The 14318-nt window shown below is 38.6% G+C and carries 14 protein-coding genes; 12 read left to right on the top strand and 2 right to left on the bottom strand.

Annotated elements, in window-relative coordinates; genetic code table 11:
- Positions 1–89: 89 nt before the first annotated feature.
- The 5 genes from IGL23_RS12905 (at position 90) to IGL23_RS12885 (ending at position 4940) form a co-directional block, all read left to right on the top strand.
- On the top strand, positions 90–575 hold the full coding sequence (locus IGL23_RS12905) for a hypothetical protein (RefSeq protein WP_033594251.1): 486 nt from the start codon (positions 90–92) through the stop codon (positions 573–575).
- Complete coding sequence (locus IGL23_RS12900) at positions 550–2031, top strand: helix-turn-helix domain-containing protein (RefSeq protein ID WP_002378832.1); 1482 nt, start codon at positions 550–552, stop codon at positions 2029–2031. Before IGL23_RS12905 ends, IGL23_RS12900 begins: the two co-directional genes overlap by 26 nt.
- 236 nt (positions 2032–2267) lie before the next feature.
- Positions 2268–2765 (top strand): RNA polymerase sigma factor, encoded by a 498-nt coding sequence (locus IGL23_RS12895; RefSeq protein ID WP_033594252.1) that lies wholly within the window; start codon positions 2268–2270, stop codon positions 2763–2765.
- A gap of 24 nt (positions 2766–2789) precedes the next feature.
- A complete protein-coding gene (locus IGL23_RS12890; RefSeq protein WP_002387401.1) occupies positions 2790–3674 on the top strand; it encodes an RsiV family protein in 885 nt (294 codons plus the stop codon).
- A gap of 129 nt (positions 3675–3803) precedes the next feature.
- Positions 3804–4940, top strand: a complete 1137-nt coding sequence (locus IGL23_RS12885; RefSeq protein WP_002367472.1) for an ArgE/DapE family deacylase — start codon at positions 3804–3806, stop codon at positions 4938–4940.
- Positions 4941–4992: 52 nt separating this feature from the next.
- Here IGL23_RS12885 and IGL23_RS12880 read toward each other — a convergent pair whose 3' ends face one another.
- A complete protein-coding gene (locus IGL23_RS12880; RefSeq protein WP_033594254.1) occupies positions 4993–5784 on the bottom strand; it encodes a hypothetical protein in 792 nt (263 codons plus the stop codon).
- 163 nt (positions 5785–5947) lie between these two features.
- On the opposite strand from IGL23_RS12880, the gene IGL23_RS12875 reads away from it, so the two are divergent.
- The 3 genes from IGL23_RS12875 (at position 5948) to IGL23_RS12865 (ending at position 7533) form a co-directional block, all read left to right on the top strand.
- Positions 5948–6331 (top strand): YccF domain-containing protein, encoded by a 384-nt coding sequence (locus IGL23_RS12875; RefSeq protein WP_002354850.1) that lies wholly within the window; start codon positions 5948–5950, stop codon positions 6329–6331.
- A gap of 88 nt (positions 6332–6419) precedes the next feature.
- On the top strand, positions 6420–6845 hold the full coding sequence (locus IGL23_RS12870; protein WP_002383201.1) for an Rrf2 family transcriptional regulator: 426 nt from the start codon (positions 6420–6422) through the stop codon (positions 6843–6845).
- A gap of 58 nt (positions 6846–6903) precedes the next feature.
- Positions 6904–7533: an NAD(P)-dependent oxidoreductase gene (locus IGL23_RS12865; RefSeq protein WP_161634294.1), complete on the top strand. Its 630-nt coding sequence runs from the start codon at positions 6904–6906 to the stop codon at positions 7531–7533.
- A 79-nt stretch (positions 7534–7612) separates the two neighbouring features.
- Here IGL23_RS12865 and IGL23_RS12860 read toward each other — a convergent pair whose 3' ends face one another.
- The gene (locus IGL23_RS12860) at positions 7613–8812 is read right to left on the bottom strand and encodes a hypothetical protein (protein ID WP_033594256.1); all 1200 of its coding nucleotides are present in this window, start codon (positions 8810–8812) and stop codon (positions 7613–7615) included.
- A gap of 191 nt (positions 8813–9003) precedes the next feature.
- Between IGL23_RS12860 and IGL23_RS12855 the strand changes: the two genes are divergently transcribed.
- From IGL23_RS12855 to IGL23_RS12840, 4 genes are all read left to right on the top strand, one after another.
- A complete protein-coding gene (locus tag IGL23_RS12855) occupies positions 9004–10248 on the top strand; it encodes a competence/damage-inducible protein A (RefSeq protein ID WP_010710870.1) in 1245 nt (414 codons plus the stop codon).
- A 113-nt stretch (positions 10249–10361) separates the two neighbouring features.
- Positions 10362–11408 (top strand): recombinase RecA, encoded by a 1047-nt coding sequence (recA, locus tag IGL23_RS12850; protein WP_002354860.1) that lies wholly within the window; start codon positions 10362–10364, stop codon positions 11406–11408.
- 396 nt (positions 11409–11804) lie between these two features.
- Positions 11805–13361 carry a ribonuclease Y gene (gene rny, locus IGL23_RS12845; RefSeq protein ID WP_002354863.1) on the top strand — a complete coding sequence of 519 codons (1557 nt, stop codon included), beginning with the start codon at positions 11805–11807 and terminating at the stop codon, positions 13359–13361.
- Between the two features lie 159 nt (positions 13362–13520).
- A complete protein-coding gene (locus IGL23_RS12840) occupies positions 13521–14318 on the top strand; it encodes a TIGR00282 family metallophosphoesterase (RefSeq protein ID WP_002354864.1) in 798 nt (265 codons plus the stop codon).

Raw genomic sequence — 14318 nt, 5'->3', positions numbered from 1 at the left:
ATTGACAAAAAGGGTTTTCCTTGTAAAAGTAAAGGTACTTTTACAAGGAATTGCTTCCCATAAAGTAGAGGTAGAGAGAGTGAGAAGCCATGAGAAAAAAGTATCTTTTTTTATTTAGTTCTTTGCTAATTTTTACGGCTGTCGAAATAGAACCAATTCAAACATTGGCGACACCTATTTATAATCCCTTAGAACCAACGGAAGAAATTCAACCAAAACCAGAATCAATCACCCCTCAGGAAAAGTCAGAACCGGAACAACCTGCGCCAACCCCTCCGGAAGATCAAAAAACTACGGTTCCTTCTGAAGAAAAAAAGCCTTCACCCAAGAAAAAAGACAAACCTGTGGAGAAACCGGCAATGTCAAAAGAAAAAAAGAAACAAACAAAAGAAACAACGGCTCATTCCTTACAAGTGAATAAAGATTTTGTCTTTCCTAACGGACTTGGTGCAGGCGGCGATGAAGAATCTGAAAGCTATTTAGCAGCGGTTGGGTACTTTCTTTCAGGAAATGGATTGTATGGGAAAAAAATGGATGTGAGAGAAGTCTATGATATTGATGATGTTTTTAAATAAAGTGGATAAAAGAAAAATCGCCTTATTTCAGTTACTGGAAAATGCACCGATGTTAACAGAGTCAAAAGAAACCGTAATGCAGGAGTTAGAATTATCTGAATTTATCGTGAACAAAACGGTCGCTGAATTAAATGCTGATTTTATTGAATTTGGTTTATCAGAGGATTTTCAAATTGTGAGCGATGGTATTTTCTTAACGCTTAATGAATCAGGAACGGAAACTTCCGCTACTTTGATTGATTGCTATATTAAAGAGTCGTTACGTTTTGCTATGTTTCAAGATTTCTTTTTTCAGCGTTTTGATTCTGTGAATGAGTTTGCTTTAGAACACTTTGTTAGTCACACATTGGCTTATAAGGAGTTCAAGGAATTAAAGAAAATGCTGGAAAATTACCAAATTACAATTAATAAAGAATTTCACTTGGTGGGAAATGAAACCAATTTACGCGAAGTAACAACACTGGTTTTTTTACAATTATACCAACGTGATTTTTCATTGTACGGTAAAAAAGTTTTAGAGCAGATTCGGAACTTTGAGCTATTTTTTTCTGAGAAGGTTCATCTTAATCAGCGTGCGGGCTATGCACAAGCTAAATGTTTTCATTTTTTGGCGGTTTCTTTAGTACGAACGCAGCAACAGTTTTATGTAGAGAAAAAAGTAGATTCGCAAGTGTTAAAACAATTAGCCGGTGACAATCAGCAGAATGTTTTCAATTGGTTAGAGAGTCTTCAAATCCCAGAACCACAACGAACAAACGAAGGCAATTATTTACTCTTATTTTTAATTGCTGAAGAGTGGCTTCAAGTAGCTTCAGCAGCACTTTGCCAAAGATTTGCAGAAATTCAACAATTGAATCGTGACTTGTTAAGCTATTTAAAAATACAATTTCAGCTTTCCGAGGAAGTCCTGCAAGGTTTTGAACAAAAAGTAACAATCGTTCATTTTAAATTGTTCCATTTTCCAATAGAAGCAAACTATAGTTATCGCAAAATGGATATAACCTACTTTGCAGAAACGTATACAGAGTATTTTTCTGCTAGTCGACAATTTATTCAAGAACAAAAAACGAATCCCGCTGTTTGGGATGCCAGACAGTTTTTATTTTATCGGTATCTGTTGTTAATGGTGGATGCGTTACCATTGAAAAAAGTTTTGGCTCCGATTACATTGTGTGTCGACTTTTCCTTTGGTGAAGCCTATAATCGTATGATACAAAAAAATATTGAAAAAATTACGGAATGGAATATCATTTTCAAAGCACATGTAGATGAAAGTGTACAATTAATTTTATCGGATATTCATTTTGTCGATTGGCCTGAGATTACTCAAATTATTTGGCTAGCGCCACCACGTCCTGTTGATTGGTCGCATTTTATTAAAACGCTGAGTGCACTAAGACCGCACTCGGGAGAAGAAAACAAGGTCGGGACAGCACCGCTTAGCTCCGAGAAATAAGAAGAAATTTCCGGAAATTGTTCTTTAATTTTTGGATAATTTCGGCTTATTTCCGAAGGAGCTGGTTCTGTTCCCGCCGTTTATCAGATTTTGAGCGTGAAGCAAAAATCCAAAGTGATTTTTGTACCACGCTTTTTCTTTTAGAATATAAAAATTAAAAATAATAAAAAAGTTGAAACTTTTTATGCTTGTGATTCGTCTATATAAGTGTACAGGAAAGGAGGTTCCAGAAATCGATGGTTTTCGATGGTTGGAAAAGAAAAAAACAAATTCGCGCGTTAGAAACCCTTGTGGATACCAAATATGAAAAAATGTATCGCATTGCCTTTAACTATACACATTCGAAAGAAGATGCCTTGGATGTGATTCAAGAAAGCTTTGAAAAGGCACTGAAGGCCATCCAAAAAGGACCAGATATTAAGGATTTTGAAGCGTGGTTCTTTCGAATTCTGCTTTCTGTAGCGACAGATTATTGGCGTAAAAAGAAACGAGAAGCTGTTCATATTGAAAAAGATGAACATGTGTTAGACCTTTTAAATAATCCCCAACGCAGTTTTTTAGAAATTGAAGAAATTATTAATCAATTAGATAGTCCCAATCGTGAAATTATTCTATTAAAATTTTTTGAAGGATTTACGCTAAAAGAAATCGCCTTGATCCTGGATATTAACGAAAACACGATTAAAACGAAGATGTACCGCAGTTTGAATGAACTCCGAAGTCTATTGAATTAGTAAAAGAAAGGAAGCGAAAAAATAATGGAAGATTTTGTAAAAAGTGTTGTTAAAAACTTTTCAAAAGAATACCGCCAACAACCGTTGCCAACGGATCTACAAGCGGAAGTCAAAGCGCGTTTTCATAAAGAGAAAAAGCGGTACACCTGGCTTCGTTTTAGAAACCGCTCACTGCAAAGTAGTCTAGTAGTGGCTTGTGGCTTTGTCTTATCAGTCAATTTGTTTCCAGGTTTTAGTGAAGCAGCCCGCAACATTCCTGTGTTAGATAAAATTGTTCAATTAGTCACCATCAAAACGTTGACAGCGAAAAAACAGGAAAGTGAAGTAAACATCGATGTCCCTAAAATCCAAACATCCCAAGAATCTTCAGTAGCCGACACGCTCAACAAAAAATACTTGAAAGAAGCCCAAACAGAATTTCAACAAGTCAAAGGGCAATTGTTTGATGGTTCTCGTGTTTCAGTCACTGGAGATTATGAAAAAGTCGTGGACGACCGTCGCTTCCTAGTGGTCAAACGAACCTTCACAGAAATTAAAGGCAGTTCTGCGACGACAACGAAATATGACACCATCGACAAACGAGCCAATGTTGTCGTTTCACTCCCCTTAATTTTTAAAAATGATTTTTACATTGATGTCATTAGTAGTGAAATTAAACAACAAATAGCAGACCAAATGAAGAACGATAGCAATAAAATATACTGGTCCGAAAAAGAGGATGCCCCCAGTGATGTTCAACCCTTCAAAAAAATTAAAAAGGACCAACCTTTCTATATCAATGAAAAACACCAATTAGTGATTGTGTTTCCCCAAGGAGAGATTGCGCCTTACTATATGGGCACTCCTGAATTTGTGATTCCTGATCAAGTCATTGAAAATGAATTGGCAGCGCCTAATTATTTAAAATAAACTCAGTAAAAAACACGCGACATTTCTTAAAACTGTCGCGTGTTTTTTGCTGACCTAACCAAGTCAGTTGCGGTTTTACTGAGAGAAGCGTACACTAGAATTAAGCATAACAAGAAAGGGCGAATGGCAATGGAAAAATCAGAAAAAATTAGTATTTTACAAGATGTGGTTAAAATTAAATCTGTAAATGGAAACGAAGAAGAAGTGGCAATCTATTTACAAAATCTTTTGAAAAAATATGAGATCCCTTCTGAACTTGTTTCTTATGCACCAAATCGTAGTAGTTTGGTTGCTTATTTAGGTGAAAACCGAGAAAAAGTCTTAGGGTTTAGTGGCCACATGGACGTGGTTTCTGAAGGGGACGAAAGTCAATGGACTTTCCCGCCATTTGCGGCCCATATTGAAGGAAATAAATTGTATGGCCGTGGCGCAACGGACATGAAAAGCGGCTTAGTCGCAATGGTTTTAGCAATGATTGAATTAAAAGAAAAGGAAGTTCCATTAAATGGAGCGGTTAAATTTTTAGGTACAGTTGGTGAAGAAGTCGGTGAGCTAGGTGCTGGCCAATTAACTGAAAAAGGCTATGCGGATGATTTAAGTGCCTTAGTCATTGGAGAACCAACCAATTATAACTTGATGTATGCGCACATGGGTTCAATTAACTATTCTGTTGTGTCACACGGAAAAGAAGCCCACAGTTCGATGCCAGAAGAAGGCATTAACGCGATTAATAATTTGAACGAATTTATTACAGAAGCAAACCAACAAATGGCGGAAGTCACAGCAAACTATGAAAATCCTGAATTAGGCCGAACGATTCACAATGTAACCGTCATTAAAGGTGGCACACAAGTGAACAGTATTCCAGGTCAAGCAGCCTTGCAAGGGAATATCCGTTCAATTCCAGAATTCAGCAACGACCAAGTCATTGCATTATTACAAAAAATTGTCGATGAATTGAACAAAAAAGAAAAACATCAGTTAGAATTAACGATTGATTACAATAAAATTCCTGTAAAAGCTGAGAAAGATTCTGCGTTAATTCAAGCCATTCAAGCCCAATTTGATCAACCATTACCATTAGTGACAAGCGCTGGGACCACAGACTTAGCTGAATTTACTAAATCAGACAATACATTTGATTGCGTTGTCTTTGGACCAGGTGTGACCACTACTGCACACCAAGTCGACGAATATGTCGAAATTGATAATTATTTAGATATGATTGATAAGTATCAAGCGATAGCAAAAAGTTATTTAAATTAAAAAAATGTCGCGCCTGAATCATAAAAATCAGGTGCGACATTTTTTATAAGGTTTATTCCACCACAGTCCATTCATTTAAGGTTTTGCCGTTCTCATCAACTAGCTCTAACCAGCTGTTTGTTCCAGCAAAATAGAGAAACAAGCCGACTTCATTAACGCTTTTTAAGACGATATCTTCCGTTGTGACAAAGTCTTTAAATTGGCTCTTGCGTTCATCACGAAGTTTTTCACCAAATCTAGCGGAGAAACCGACAGACCCGTCTTTATTTAAAGGGGCTTCGGGCATCATTGTCGCGCCAGCTTTAATAAGCATTTCATTGCGCTTTTGCCAAAAAACAGTTGCTTTGCTTTGTCGAGTATCAATATAAAAAGGAATTTGGCTGACTTCTTTTGTCCATTTGTGGCGTGCTTTGGCTGGTCTGGCTTTCTTCGGCGCCGGTTTTTTAAACAGAGAGTAGCCAAAACGTTCCAAGATAAAGGTGACTGTTTCTTTATAGTTAGTCACTGTCGCTACCGCACTTTTCGGAATTTTGACTGTCGTTGGGGTTGCTTCCAATGTTAAACCACTTTCTTTCGCATCATCTAGGAAAGCTTGCGCTAAATAGGCAAGTTCTGTGTCCCAAGTCGGTTTCAACAAAATCGAGTGATCAAAAGAAACTTCTTTATATGTAGCTTTTTCTTCAGCAAGTCCTAAAGCAACTAGTTGGTTATCTCTTAGCAAGAAAAGAATCGCTGCCTCTTTTTTCGGTAATTTAGTTGTTTGTTCAATGATTAAGTGGGCCTGATCGGCTAAATCAATGAGTGTCTTTGTTTTTTTTAGATCAACGGTTAAATGTAAGTCCATGAAGTCTGCTCCTTTATCGTTAGTTTCTTCATTGTATCATGAAACAGCGTCTTCGTCTTTTAACGAGTCAGCAACCTTACAATATTGTTTGAAACAAAAAGAAGCTTTCGTGGTATACTTACTCACATACATAATTTTTAATGAGGAAAGTAGAGGAACAAGAATGAAAACACTTGGCAATATTTTATGGTTCATCTTTGGCGGCTTTTTTGGTGGCTTATCTTGGCTATTCGCAGGCGTGATTTGGTGTATTACAATTATCGGTATTCCGATTGGTTTACAATGTTTTAAATTAGCGGGGTTGAGCTTTTGGCCGTTTAAAAAGCGAGTCGTGTATAGTGATAGCGGCGTATCTTTGGTGGTAAACATTATTTGGCTGATTATCAGTGGACTACCATTAGCAATTGGGCATTGTATTAGTGGCTTGTTGCTTTGTCTGACAATCATCGGTATTCCGTTTGGGCAACAATCCTTTAAATTGGCGAAATTAGCGTTAATGCCGTTTGGGGCCCGTGTTGTTTCAACAACTGATTTTTATTTTGAATAGTCAGAGGTTTCTCATTGACAAATAAAACGAAACAGCGTATTCTGTAAATGTAACAAATAACGTTACATTTAGTTTGGAGTGATTAGACATGGCCATGTCAACGAAATTAAGTGTTGCGATTCATATTTTAAGTTTGATTGAAACAGGTCCTCAAGAACAAGTGACTTCTGAATACATTGCTTCAAGCGTGAATACGAATCCAGTCGTTGTTCGACGACTAATGAGCCAGTTAAAAAAAGCCGGCTTGATTCATTCCATGCGTGGAGCCAATAAAAATACCTTATTAAAGAAACCAGAAGAGATCTCACTGTATGAAATTTACACAGCGGTTGAATTGGAACGAGAGATTTTCAATATTCATCAAAATCCTAATCCAAACTGTTCCGTTGGGGCAAATATCCAATCGGTACTAGAAACTGAATTTACTAAAGTGCAACAAAAAATGGAAGAAGAATTGAAAAGCATCACCTTAGCAGATGTGATTCATGAAATAGAAGTTAAGAGGGATAAGTAATCTCTCTACTTTTAAAGTATTAAATGTAACTATTTTAGTTCTATTTAAAAATGAAAGGATGATTTACATGAAAGTAGCAGTATTAGGAGCAACAGGAAAAGAAGGACAATTACTTTTAGCAGAAGCTAAACGTCGCGGGATGGACGTGACAGCCATCGTTCGTAATGCTTCAAAAATAACAGATGGCACACCGACCATTGAAAAAGATGTTTATCAATTAACAACAGAAGATATTCAAGCGTTTGATGTATTAATTAGTGCCTTAGGATTCCCTGATGTGCAAGATTTCCCCAAATCTACCAAACATTTGATTGAGATTTTAACCAATCAAAAAACGCGCTTGTTTGTCGTTGGGGGCGCTGGAACCTTGTATGTGGACCCAGAACACACAACTCAATTAAAAGATACACCATCATTCCCAGCAGAAATTCAGCCATTAGCTTCGGCGATGGGCGAAGCTTTAAACTTATTGAAAGAAGCTCAAAACATCCACTGGACCTATATTAGTCCTGCAGCCATGTTTGATGCTGAAGGTCCTGCGACAGGCCATTATGAAGTCGCTGGCGAAGAATTAACAACCAATAGTCAAGGTGACAGCTACATTAGTTACGCAGACTACGCCGTTGCCATGTTAGATGAAGTGGAAAGTAATGTACACCCAAATCAACGAATCAGTGTGTATCAATAAAAGAAAAAATTATTAATAAAGAAAGAAGTGAGGAATAAAATATTTTATCTCTCACTTCTTTCTTTATTTTACCCAAAAATTAATAACATTTAGAACAAGGAGTTAAGTTATTTGCTAGAGCTGCTTCTAAAGTAGTTTCTGTATAGGTTCCATTTCCACATTTGCGTGCATGGTATTTACTGCCAGTTGGTGTCACAAGAACAGTTGTGCTTGTTTCTGGACCAGCATTTGCAGCAGCCGTCTCGACTTCCGCCGGTGCCTGTGCGGCTTGTTGCGCCTCTGCTTCAGCTTGCGCTTTTGCTGCCGCTTCGGCTTGTTCTTTTTGCGCTTTTTCAGCGGCTAGTTTTTGAGCTTCTGCTTCTTTTCGTTGTTTTTCTTTGTGGGCATCTAATTGAGTTTTAACAACGGCTACCCGTTTTGTTAAAGCTTGATTTGGGGAGTTTAAAGCGTCAATTTGTTTGACCGCTTCATTATAGTAAGCTTCATTGGTTGGTTCTTGTTCAGCTTTTTCAACAGCGGCAGTTGCACTGGCGACTAATTGTTCATTTTTTTCTTTTTCAGCGATAGCGGTTTGAACAGTCGTTAATCGTTGTTGAAATCCTTCTTTGCCAACTGGGGCAGCAGCTACTAATTTTTCAGCTGCTTGATAATCGCTTTTACTTTTAGATTTTTCAGCAGTTGTAACTGCTTCATCAACAGGTACTGCTTCTTTGATTTTTTCAAGGCGATCATTGTATTCCTCGTATTCTTGACTTAATGAAGATACTAAGGTTGCGGCTTCATCATAGTTTTTCTGAGAAGGTTGTTTTTCAGCGTAAGCTAAGGCTTTTTCTGTTTTGGCCAATTCTTGTTCAGAATCTGTGATGCTTGCAATAAATTCTTTTGATGGTGTGACTTCGACTGATTTTTCAACTTTGGTATCTTTCTTCTCAGCAACAAAGGTGATTTTTTGCGTTTTTTCATCGGACAGTTTTACTTTGTAAGCAAACGTTTTGTCTTTTGTTTTTACTTCCTTGCCATTGGCCGTTAGTTTGCTGTTGCCGTCATATTCGCCTTTGATGGTGGCTGAGCCATTGGCATCGGTTTCAACACTCTCTGCATCAAGTGAAAGTGTCGGGGAAGAATCTGTCGTGGCAACCCCACCAATAAATAGAGCGGCACTTGCTAACGCGGCATAGCCATATTGTTTTTTCGGTTGTTTCTTAATTAATGCTTTGATAGTCAGTCCCCCGCTGACAAGTAACCCTAATAGACCCAAAAGTACTAATACTACACTCATTCATTTCTCTCCTTTCGATATAACGTTATTATACAATGTATTGTGAGAAAATGAACATTTTTTTCGTAATAATTAATAAATTTCCTGATAAAAAAATTATTTCCTGAAGCTCAAATTCTTTTGTAAAAATTTTGTTGTGCTAAAATGGAAAGTGAGTTTAACTACGTATGTTATTAGAGAAGGGGAAATCAATGAAAGCAGAAATCATTGCAGTCGGAACAGAGTTATTACTGGGACAAGTAGTGAATACCAACGCCACCTTTTTATCAGAAGAGTTAGCTGCGCTAGGCATCGATGTTTACTATCAGACCGTTGTTGGTGATAACGGCGGCCGCTTAGAAACGCTACTAACAGAAGCAGAACAAAGAAGTGATTTAATTGTCCTTTGTGGAGGGCTAGGACCTACAGAAGACGATTTAACCAAGCAAGTTGTCGCACAACATCTCCATAAATCATTAGTAGAAGATCAAGAAGGATTGAACCGCTTGCACCAGTTTTTCCAACAGTCTAAGCGGCCAATGACGGAAAATAATCTACGACAAGTGTTAGCCATTGAAGGTGGACAAGTTCTTCAAAACCCGACAGGATTAGCGGTTGGTTCTTTTGTAACAGAAGGCACAACAAGCTATTTGCTCTTACCAGGGCCACCCAATGAATTAATTCCGATGTTCCAACAAGCGGCACGACCTTTATTGATTGATGCGTTTCCACAAGAAGAACAATTGATTTCAAGAGTCTTGCGTTTTTATGGCATTGGTGAATCACAGCTGGTGACCGAGATTCAATCGTTGATTGCGCACCAAACGAATCCAACCATTGCGCCTTATGCTAAGCCTAATGAAGTGACACTTCGTTTAACAGTTAAAACAAAAGACTTAGTAGCTGGCGAAGAATTATTAACAGCGACGGAAGAAAAGGTTTTAGCTAAAGTGGGAGACTATTTTTATGGGTATGGGGATGACAATAGTTTAGCCAAGGTAACAGTGGACTTGTTATTACAAAACGGACAAACCGTCACGGCTGCTGAGAGCCTCACCGCTGGCCTCTTCCAAAGTACACTGGGGGAAATTGCGGGCGCTTCGAAGATTTTTAAGGGAGGCTTCGTGACGTATTCGCAAGAAACAAAAGAGAACTTTTTAGGAATTTCTCATGAACTTTTAGAAGAACATGGCACGGTAAGTGAAGCGTGTGCCAAAGAAATGGCAGAGAAAGCGCGTCAGTTAGCTAAATCTAACTATGGTTTATCATTTACTGGGGTCGCTGGTGACCCAATCGAAGGTCAACCGACAGGCACTGTTTGGATTGGGCTGGCGGAAGAAGGCCAACCAACCGTTGCAGAATGTTTCCATTTTAACCGTGACCGAAATTATATTAGACAGAGTGCGGTTATGCGAGGGTTAGATCTTTTACGGCGCCGAATCATTAATAAAAAATAAATATGCGAATGTTTGTTCGGTTTTTTCTTGCTTTTTTGGTACAAAAGAGATATGATAGACCTACTAACAGGAAATGAAAAATAAGTTTATATAAATTAAAGGAGGATTATCCATTGGCAGATGATCGTAAAGTGGCTTTAGATGCCGCACTGAAAAAAATTGAAAAGAACTTTGGGAAAGGCTCTATTATGAAATTAGGCGAAAAAGCTGATCAAAAAATTTCAACTATCCCTAGTGGTTCTTTAGCGTTAGATGTTGCATTGGGCGTAGGTGGGTATCCACGTGGCCGAATTATTGAAGTATATGGTCCTGAGAGTTCAGGTAAAACAACTGTTTCTTTACACGCAATTGCAGAAGTGCAACGAAATGGTGGAACAGCCGCTTTTATCGATGCTGAGCATGCATTGGATCCTCAATATGCGGAGAAACTAGGCGTTAACATTGATGAATTACTTTTATCTCAACCAGATACGGGTGAGCAAGGCTTAGAGATTGCCGATGCCTTAGTTTCAAGTGGTGCGATTGACATCGTTGTCATCGACTCGGTTGCTGCGTTAGTTCCTCGTGCAGAGATTGATGGTGAGATGGGAGCGAGCCATGTCGGCTTACAAGCTCGACTAATGTCTCAAGCACTACGTAAATTATCAGGCTCAATTAATAAGACAAAAACAATTGCTATTTTCATTAACCAAATTCGTGAAAAAGTTGGCGTGATGTTCGGAAATCCTGAAACAACTCCTGGTGGACGTGCATTGAAATTCTACGCAACGGTTCGTCTAGAAGTCCGTCGTGCAGAACAGTTAAAACAAGGAACAGACATCGTCGGTAACCGCACAAAAATTAAAGTCGTTAAAAACAAAGTGGCGCCACCATTTAAAGTGGCAGAAGTTGATATCATGTATGGCCAAGGTATTTCCCAAGAAGGCGAATTACTAGATATGGCTGTGGAAAAAGACCTTATCAGTAAAAGTGGTGCTTGGTATGGCTATAAAGAAGAACGAATTGGCCAAGGCCGTGAAAATGCCAAACAATACATGGCGGATCATCCTGAAATGATGGCAGAAGTGTCTAAATTGGTCCGTGATGCATACGGCATCGGTGACGGTTCAACCATTACAGAAGAAGCAGAAGGTCAAGAAGAATTACCCTTAGATGAATAGATAACGAGTGAATACGACTCGTTAAGAAGAAGGACAACACTTACTGAACAGGACAGGTGTTGTCTTTCTTTGTTTAGAACTAAATTGTTAAATAGACTGTTGTCCATGTCCGAACCCATCCACATCAAGCAGCTTAGTCAAACAGCAGACTATGCGGCGTTTGTTCTAAAATTTAAACAATTCGTGACGGCGGAAACCTAAAAATGTGACGTTGTCTAATATTTGCTGCCCTTTCCAAAAGAAAGGGCTTTTTTAAGTTGACACCTTTCGCGACAAACATTAGAATAAAATTGTGTGTATGCACAAATATGCAAGTAGGCATATTGATAATTGATTTTAGTTTATCAAAAAACTACAAGATATGAATTAACAAAAAGATAGTATGGAGGTGGAAATATGGTTTTAAATATTCTCCTCGCTATCGTCGGTTTGATTGTCGGTCTTGGTTTAGGATTTGTTATTGCAAAGTCACGTCATGATAAAGCAATAAATGGTGCAAAAATTTCAGCGTCGAGTATTCTCGAGAACGCTCGGAAAGAATCAGAAACACTGAAAAAAGAAGCATTGCTAGAAGCTAAGGAAGAGAACCAGAAGTATCGTTCAGAAATTGAAAGTGAGTTGAAAGAAAGCAGATTAGAACTTAAATCTCAAGAAAATCGTTTAATTCAACGGGAACAAACGTTGGATCGTAAAGATGACTCTCTTGAAAAACGTGAAGGCTCACTGGAAGAAAAAGAAGAGAAACTTGGTGCTAGACAGCAATTAATTGATGAGCGAGAAAAAGAAGTAGAAAACTTAATTAATCAGCAACATCAAGAATTAGAACGAATTGCTTCCCTTTCAAAAGAAGAAGCAAAATCGATTATTATGAAGTCAACAGAAGAAGAGTTGAATCATGAACTAACCTTGATGGTCAAGGAGTCAGAACAACGTGCCAAAGAAGAATCTGATCGCAAAGCGAAGAACTTGCTTTCCCTAGCAATTCAACGTTGCGCCGCCGATTCTGTTTCTGAAACAACTGTTTCCGTGGTCACTTTACCAAATGATGAGATGAAAGGTCGCATTATTGGTCGTGAAGGACGTAATATTCGTACATTGGAAACATTAACAGGGATTGACTTAATCATTGATGATACGCCAGAAGCGGTTGTGTTATCCGGATTTGATCCAATCAGACGAGAAATCGCTCGAATGACCTTGGAAAAATTAATCCAAGATGGTCGGATTCATCCCGCTCGCATCGAAGAAATGGTAGAAAAATCACGTAAAGAAATGGATGAACGGATTCGTGAATACGGAGAACAAGCAGCCTTTGAAGTAGGTGCTCATACGTTACATCCTGATTTAATTAAAATTTTAGGCCGTTTACGTTTCAGAACAAGTTATGGTCAAAATGTCTTGAACCATTCAATCGAAGTAGCAAAACTGGCTGGCGTTTTAGCCGCCGAATTAGGCGAAGATGTTCAATTAGCCAAACGTGCAGGTTTACTACATGATATTGGGAAAGCATTGGATCATGAAATTGAAGGTTCTCACGTTGAGATTGGCGCAGAATTAGCTGCGAAATATAAAGAAAATTCAGTAGTTATTAATGCCATTGCCTCGCATCATGGTGATGTGGAAGCAACCTCAGTTATTTCTGTTTTAGTGGCAGCCGCAGATGCGTTATCTGCAGCGCGTCCAGGTGCACGTAGTGAATCGTTAGAAAACTACATTCGCCGCTTAGAAAACTTAGAAAATATTTCTAATAGTTTTGAAGGCGTTGATTCAAGTTTTGCTGTTCAAGCAGGACGTGAAGTTCGTGTCATGGTGAAACCAGAAGAAATTTCTGATTTAGAATCTGTTCGTTTAGTTCGAGACATTCGGAAGAAAATTGAAGATGACTTGGATTATCCAGGACATATCAAAGTAACGGTTATCCGTGAAACACGTGCCGTTGACTATGCGAAATAAAATGAAAAGCGAATAAGTATCGCGTGTAGTGTCTCAACGAACAATTGCAAGGATTGTTCGTTGAGACACTTTTTTTAATCTTTTAAAACCAAAACTTTCTTTTCAAAGCGAAAACAACTATAATAAACAAGAGATGTTAAAAAGAGAAGAGGAACCTTTTTGCGTATATTATTTATAGGAGATGTTGTCGGTTCTTTAGGAAGAGAAGCCCTAGCAACGTATGTCCCTAAATTAAAGAAGAAATATCGTCCACAAGTGACCATTGCCAATGGTGAAAATGCGGCATCTGGTCGGGGAATTACTGGCAAGATTTATAAGAAATTTTTGCAAGATGGTGTCGATGTTGTCACGATGGGCAACCATACGTGGGACAACAAGGATATCTTTGAATTCATTGATGATGCGAAGAAAATGGTTCGTCCAGCGAACTTTCCAGAAGATGTGCCTGGTCAAGGAATGGTTTTTGTGAAAGTCAATCAATTGGAACTAGCGGTGATTAATTTACAGGCCCGCACATTTATGGTGCCATTGGAAGATCCTTTCAAGAAAGCCGCCGAGCTAGTGGCTATCGCTCGCAAACGGACACCGCTCATTTTTGTGGATTTTCATGGCGAAACGACAAGCGAAAAACAAGCCATGAGCTGGTTTTTAGATGGCCAAGTTTCAGCCGTTGTTGGAACACATACGCATGTTCAAACAAATGACGCTCGGATTTTACCGAAAGGGACAGCCTTCTTAAGTGATGTCGGTATGACCGGTCCTTATGATGGGATTTTAGGAATGAAGCGTGAACCGATTATTGAGAAGTTTATGACAGCATTGCCGAAGCGCTTTGAGGTAGTCGAAACAGGGCGGACAATTTTATCTGCCTGTATTTTAGAGATTGATGACCAAACGGGCCAAGCGAAGATGATTGAGCCGATTCAGATTAGCGAAGATCGCCCGTTTCAAGAATAA

Source organism: Enterococcus sp. MSG3299 (assembly GCF_050555765.1).
GTDB lineage: Bacteria > Bacillota > Bacilli > Lactobacillales > Enterococcaceae > Enterococcus > Enterococcus faecalis.
The sequence above is the reverse complement of the archived record's forward strand: the minus strand, read 5'-3'. Positions and strand labels throughout refer to the sequence as shown.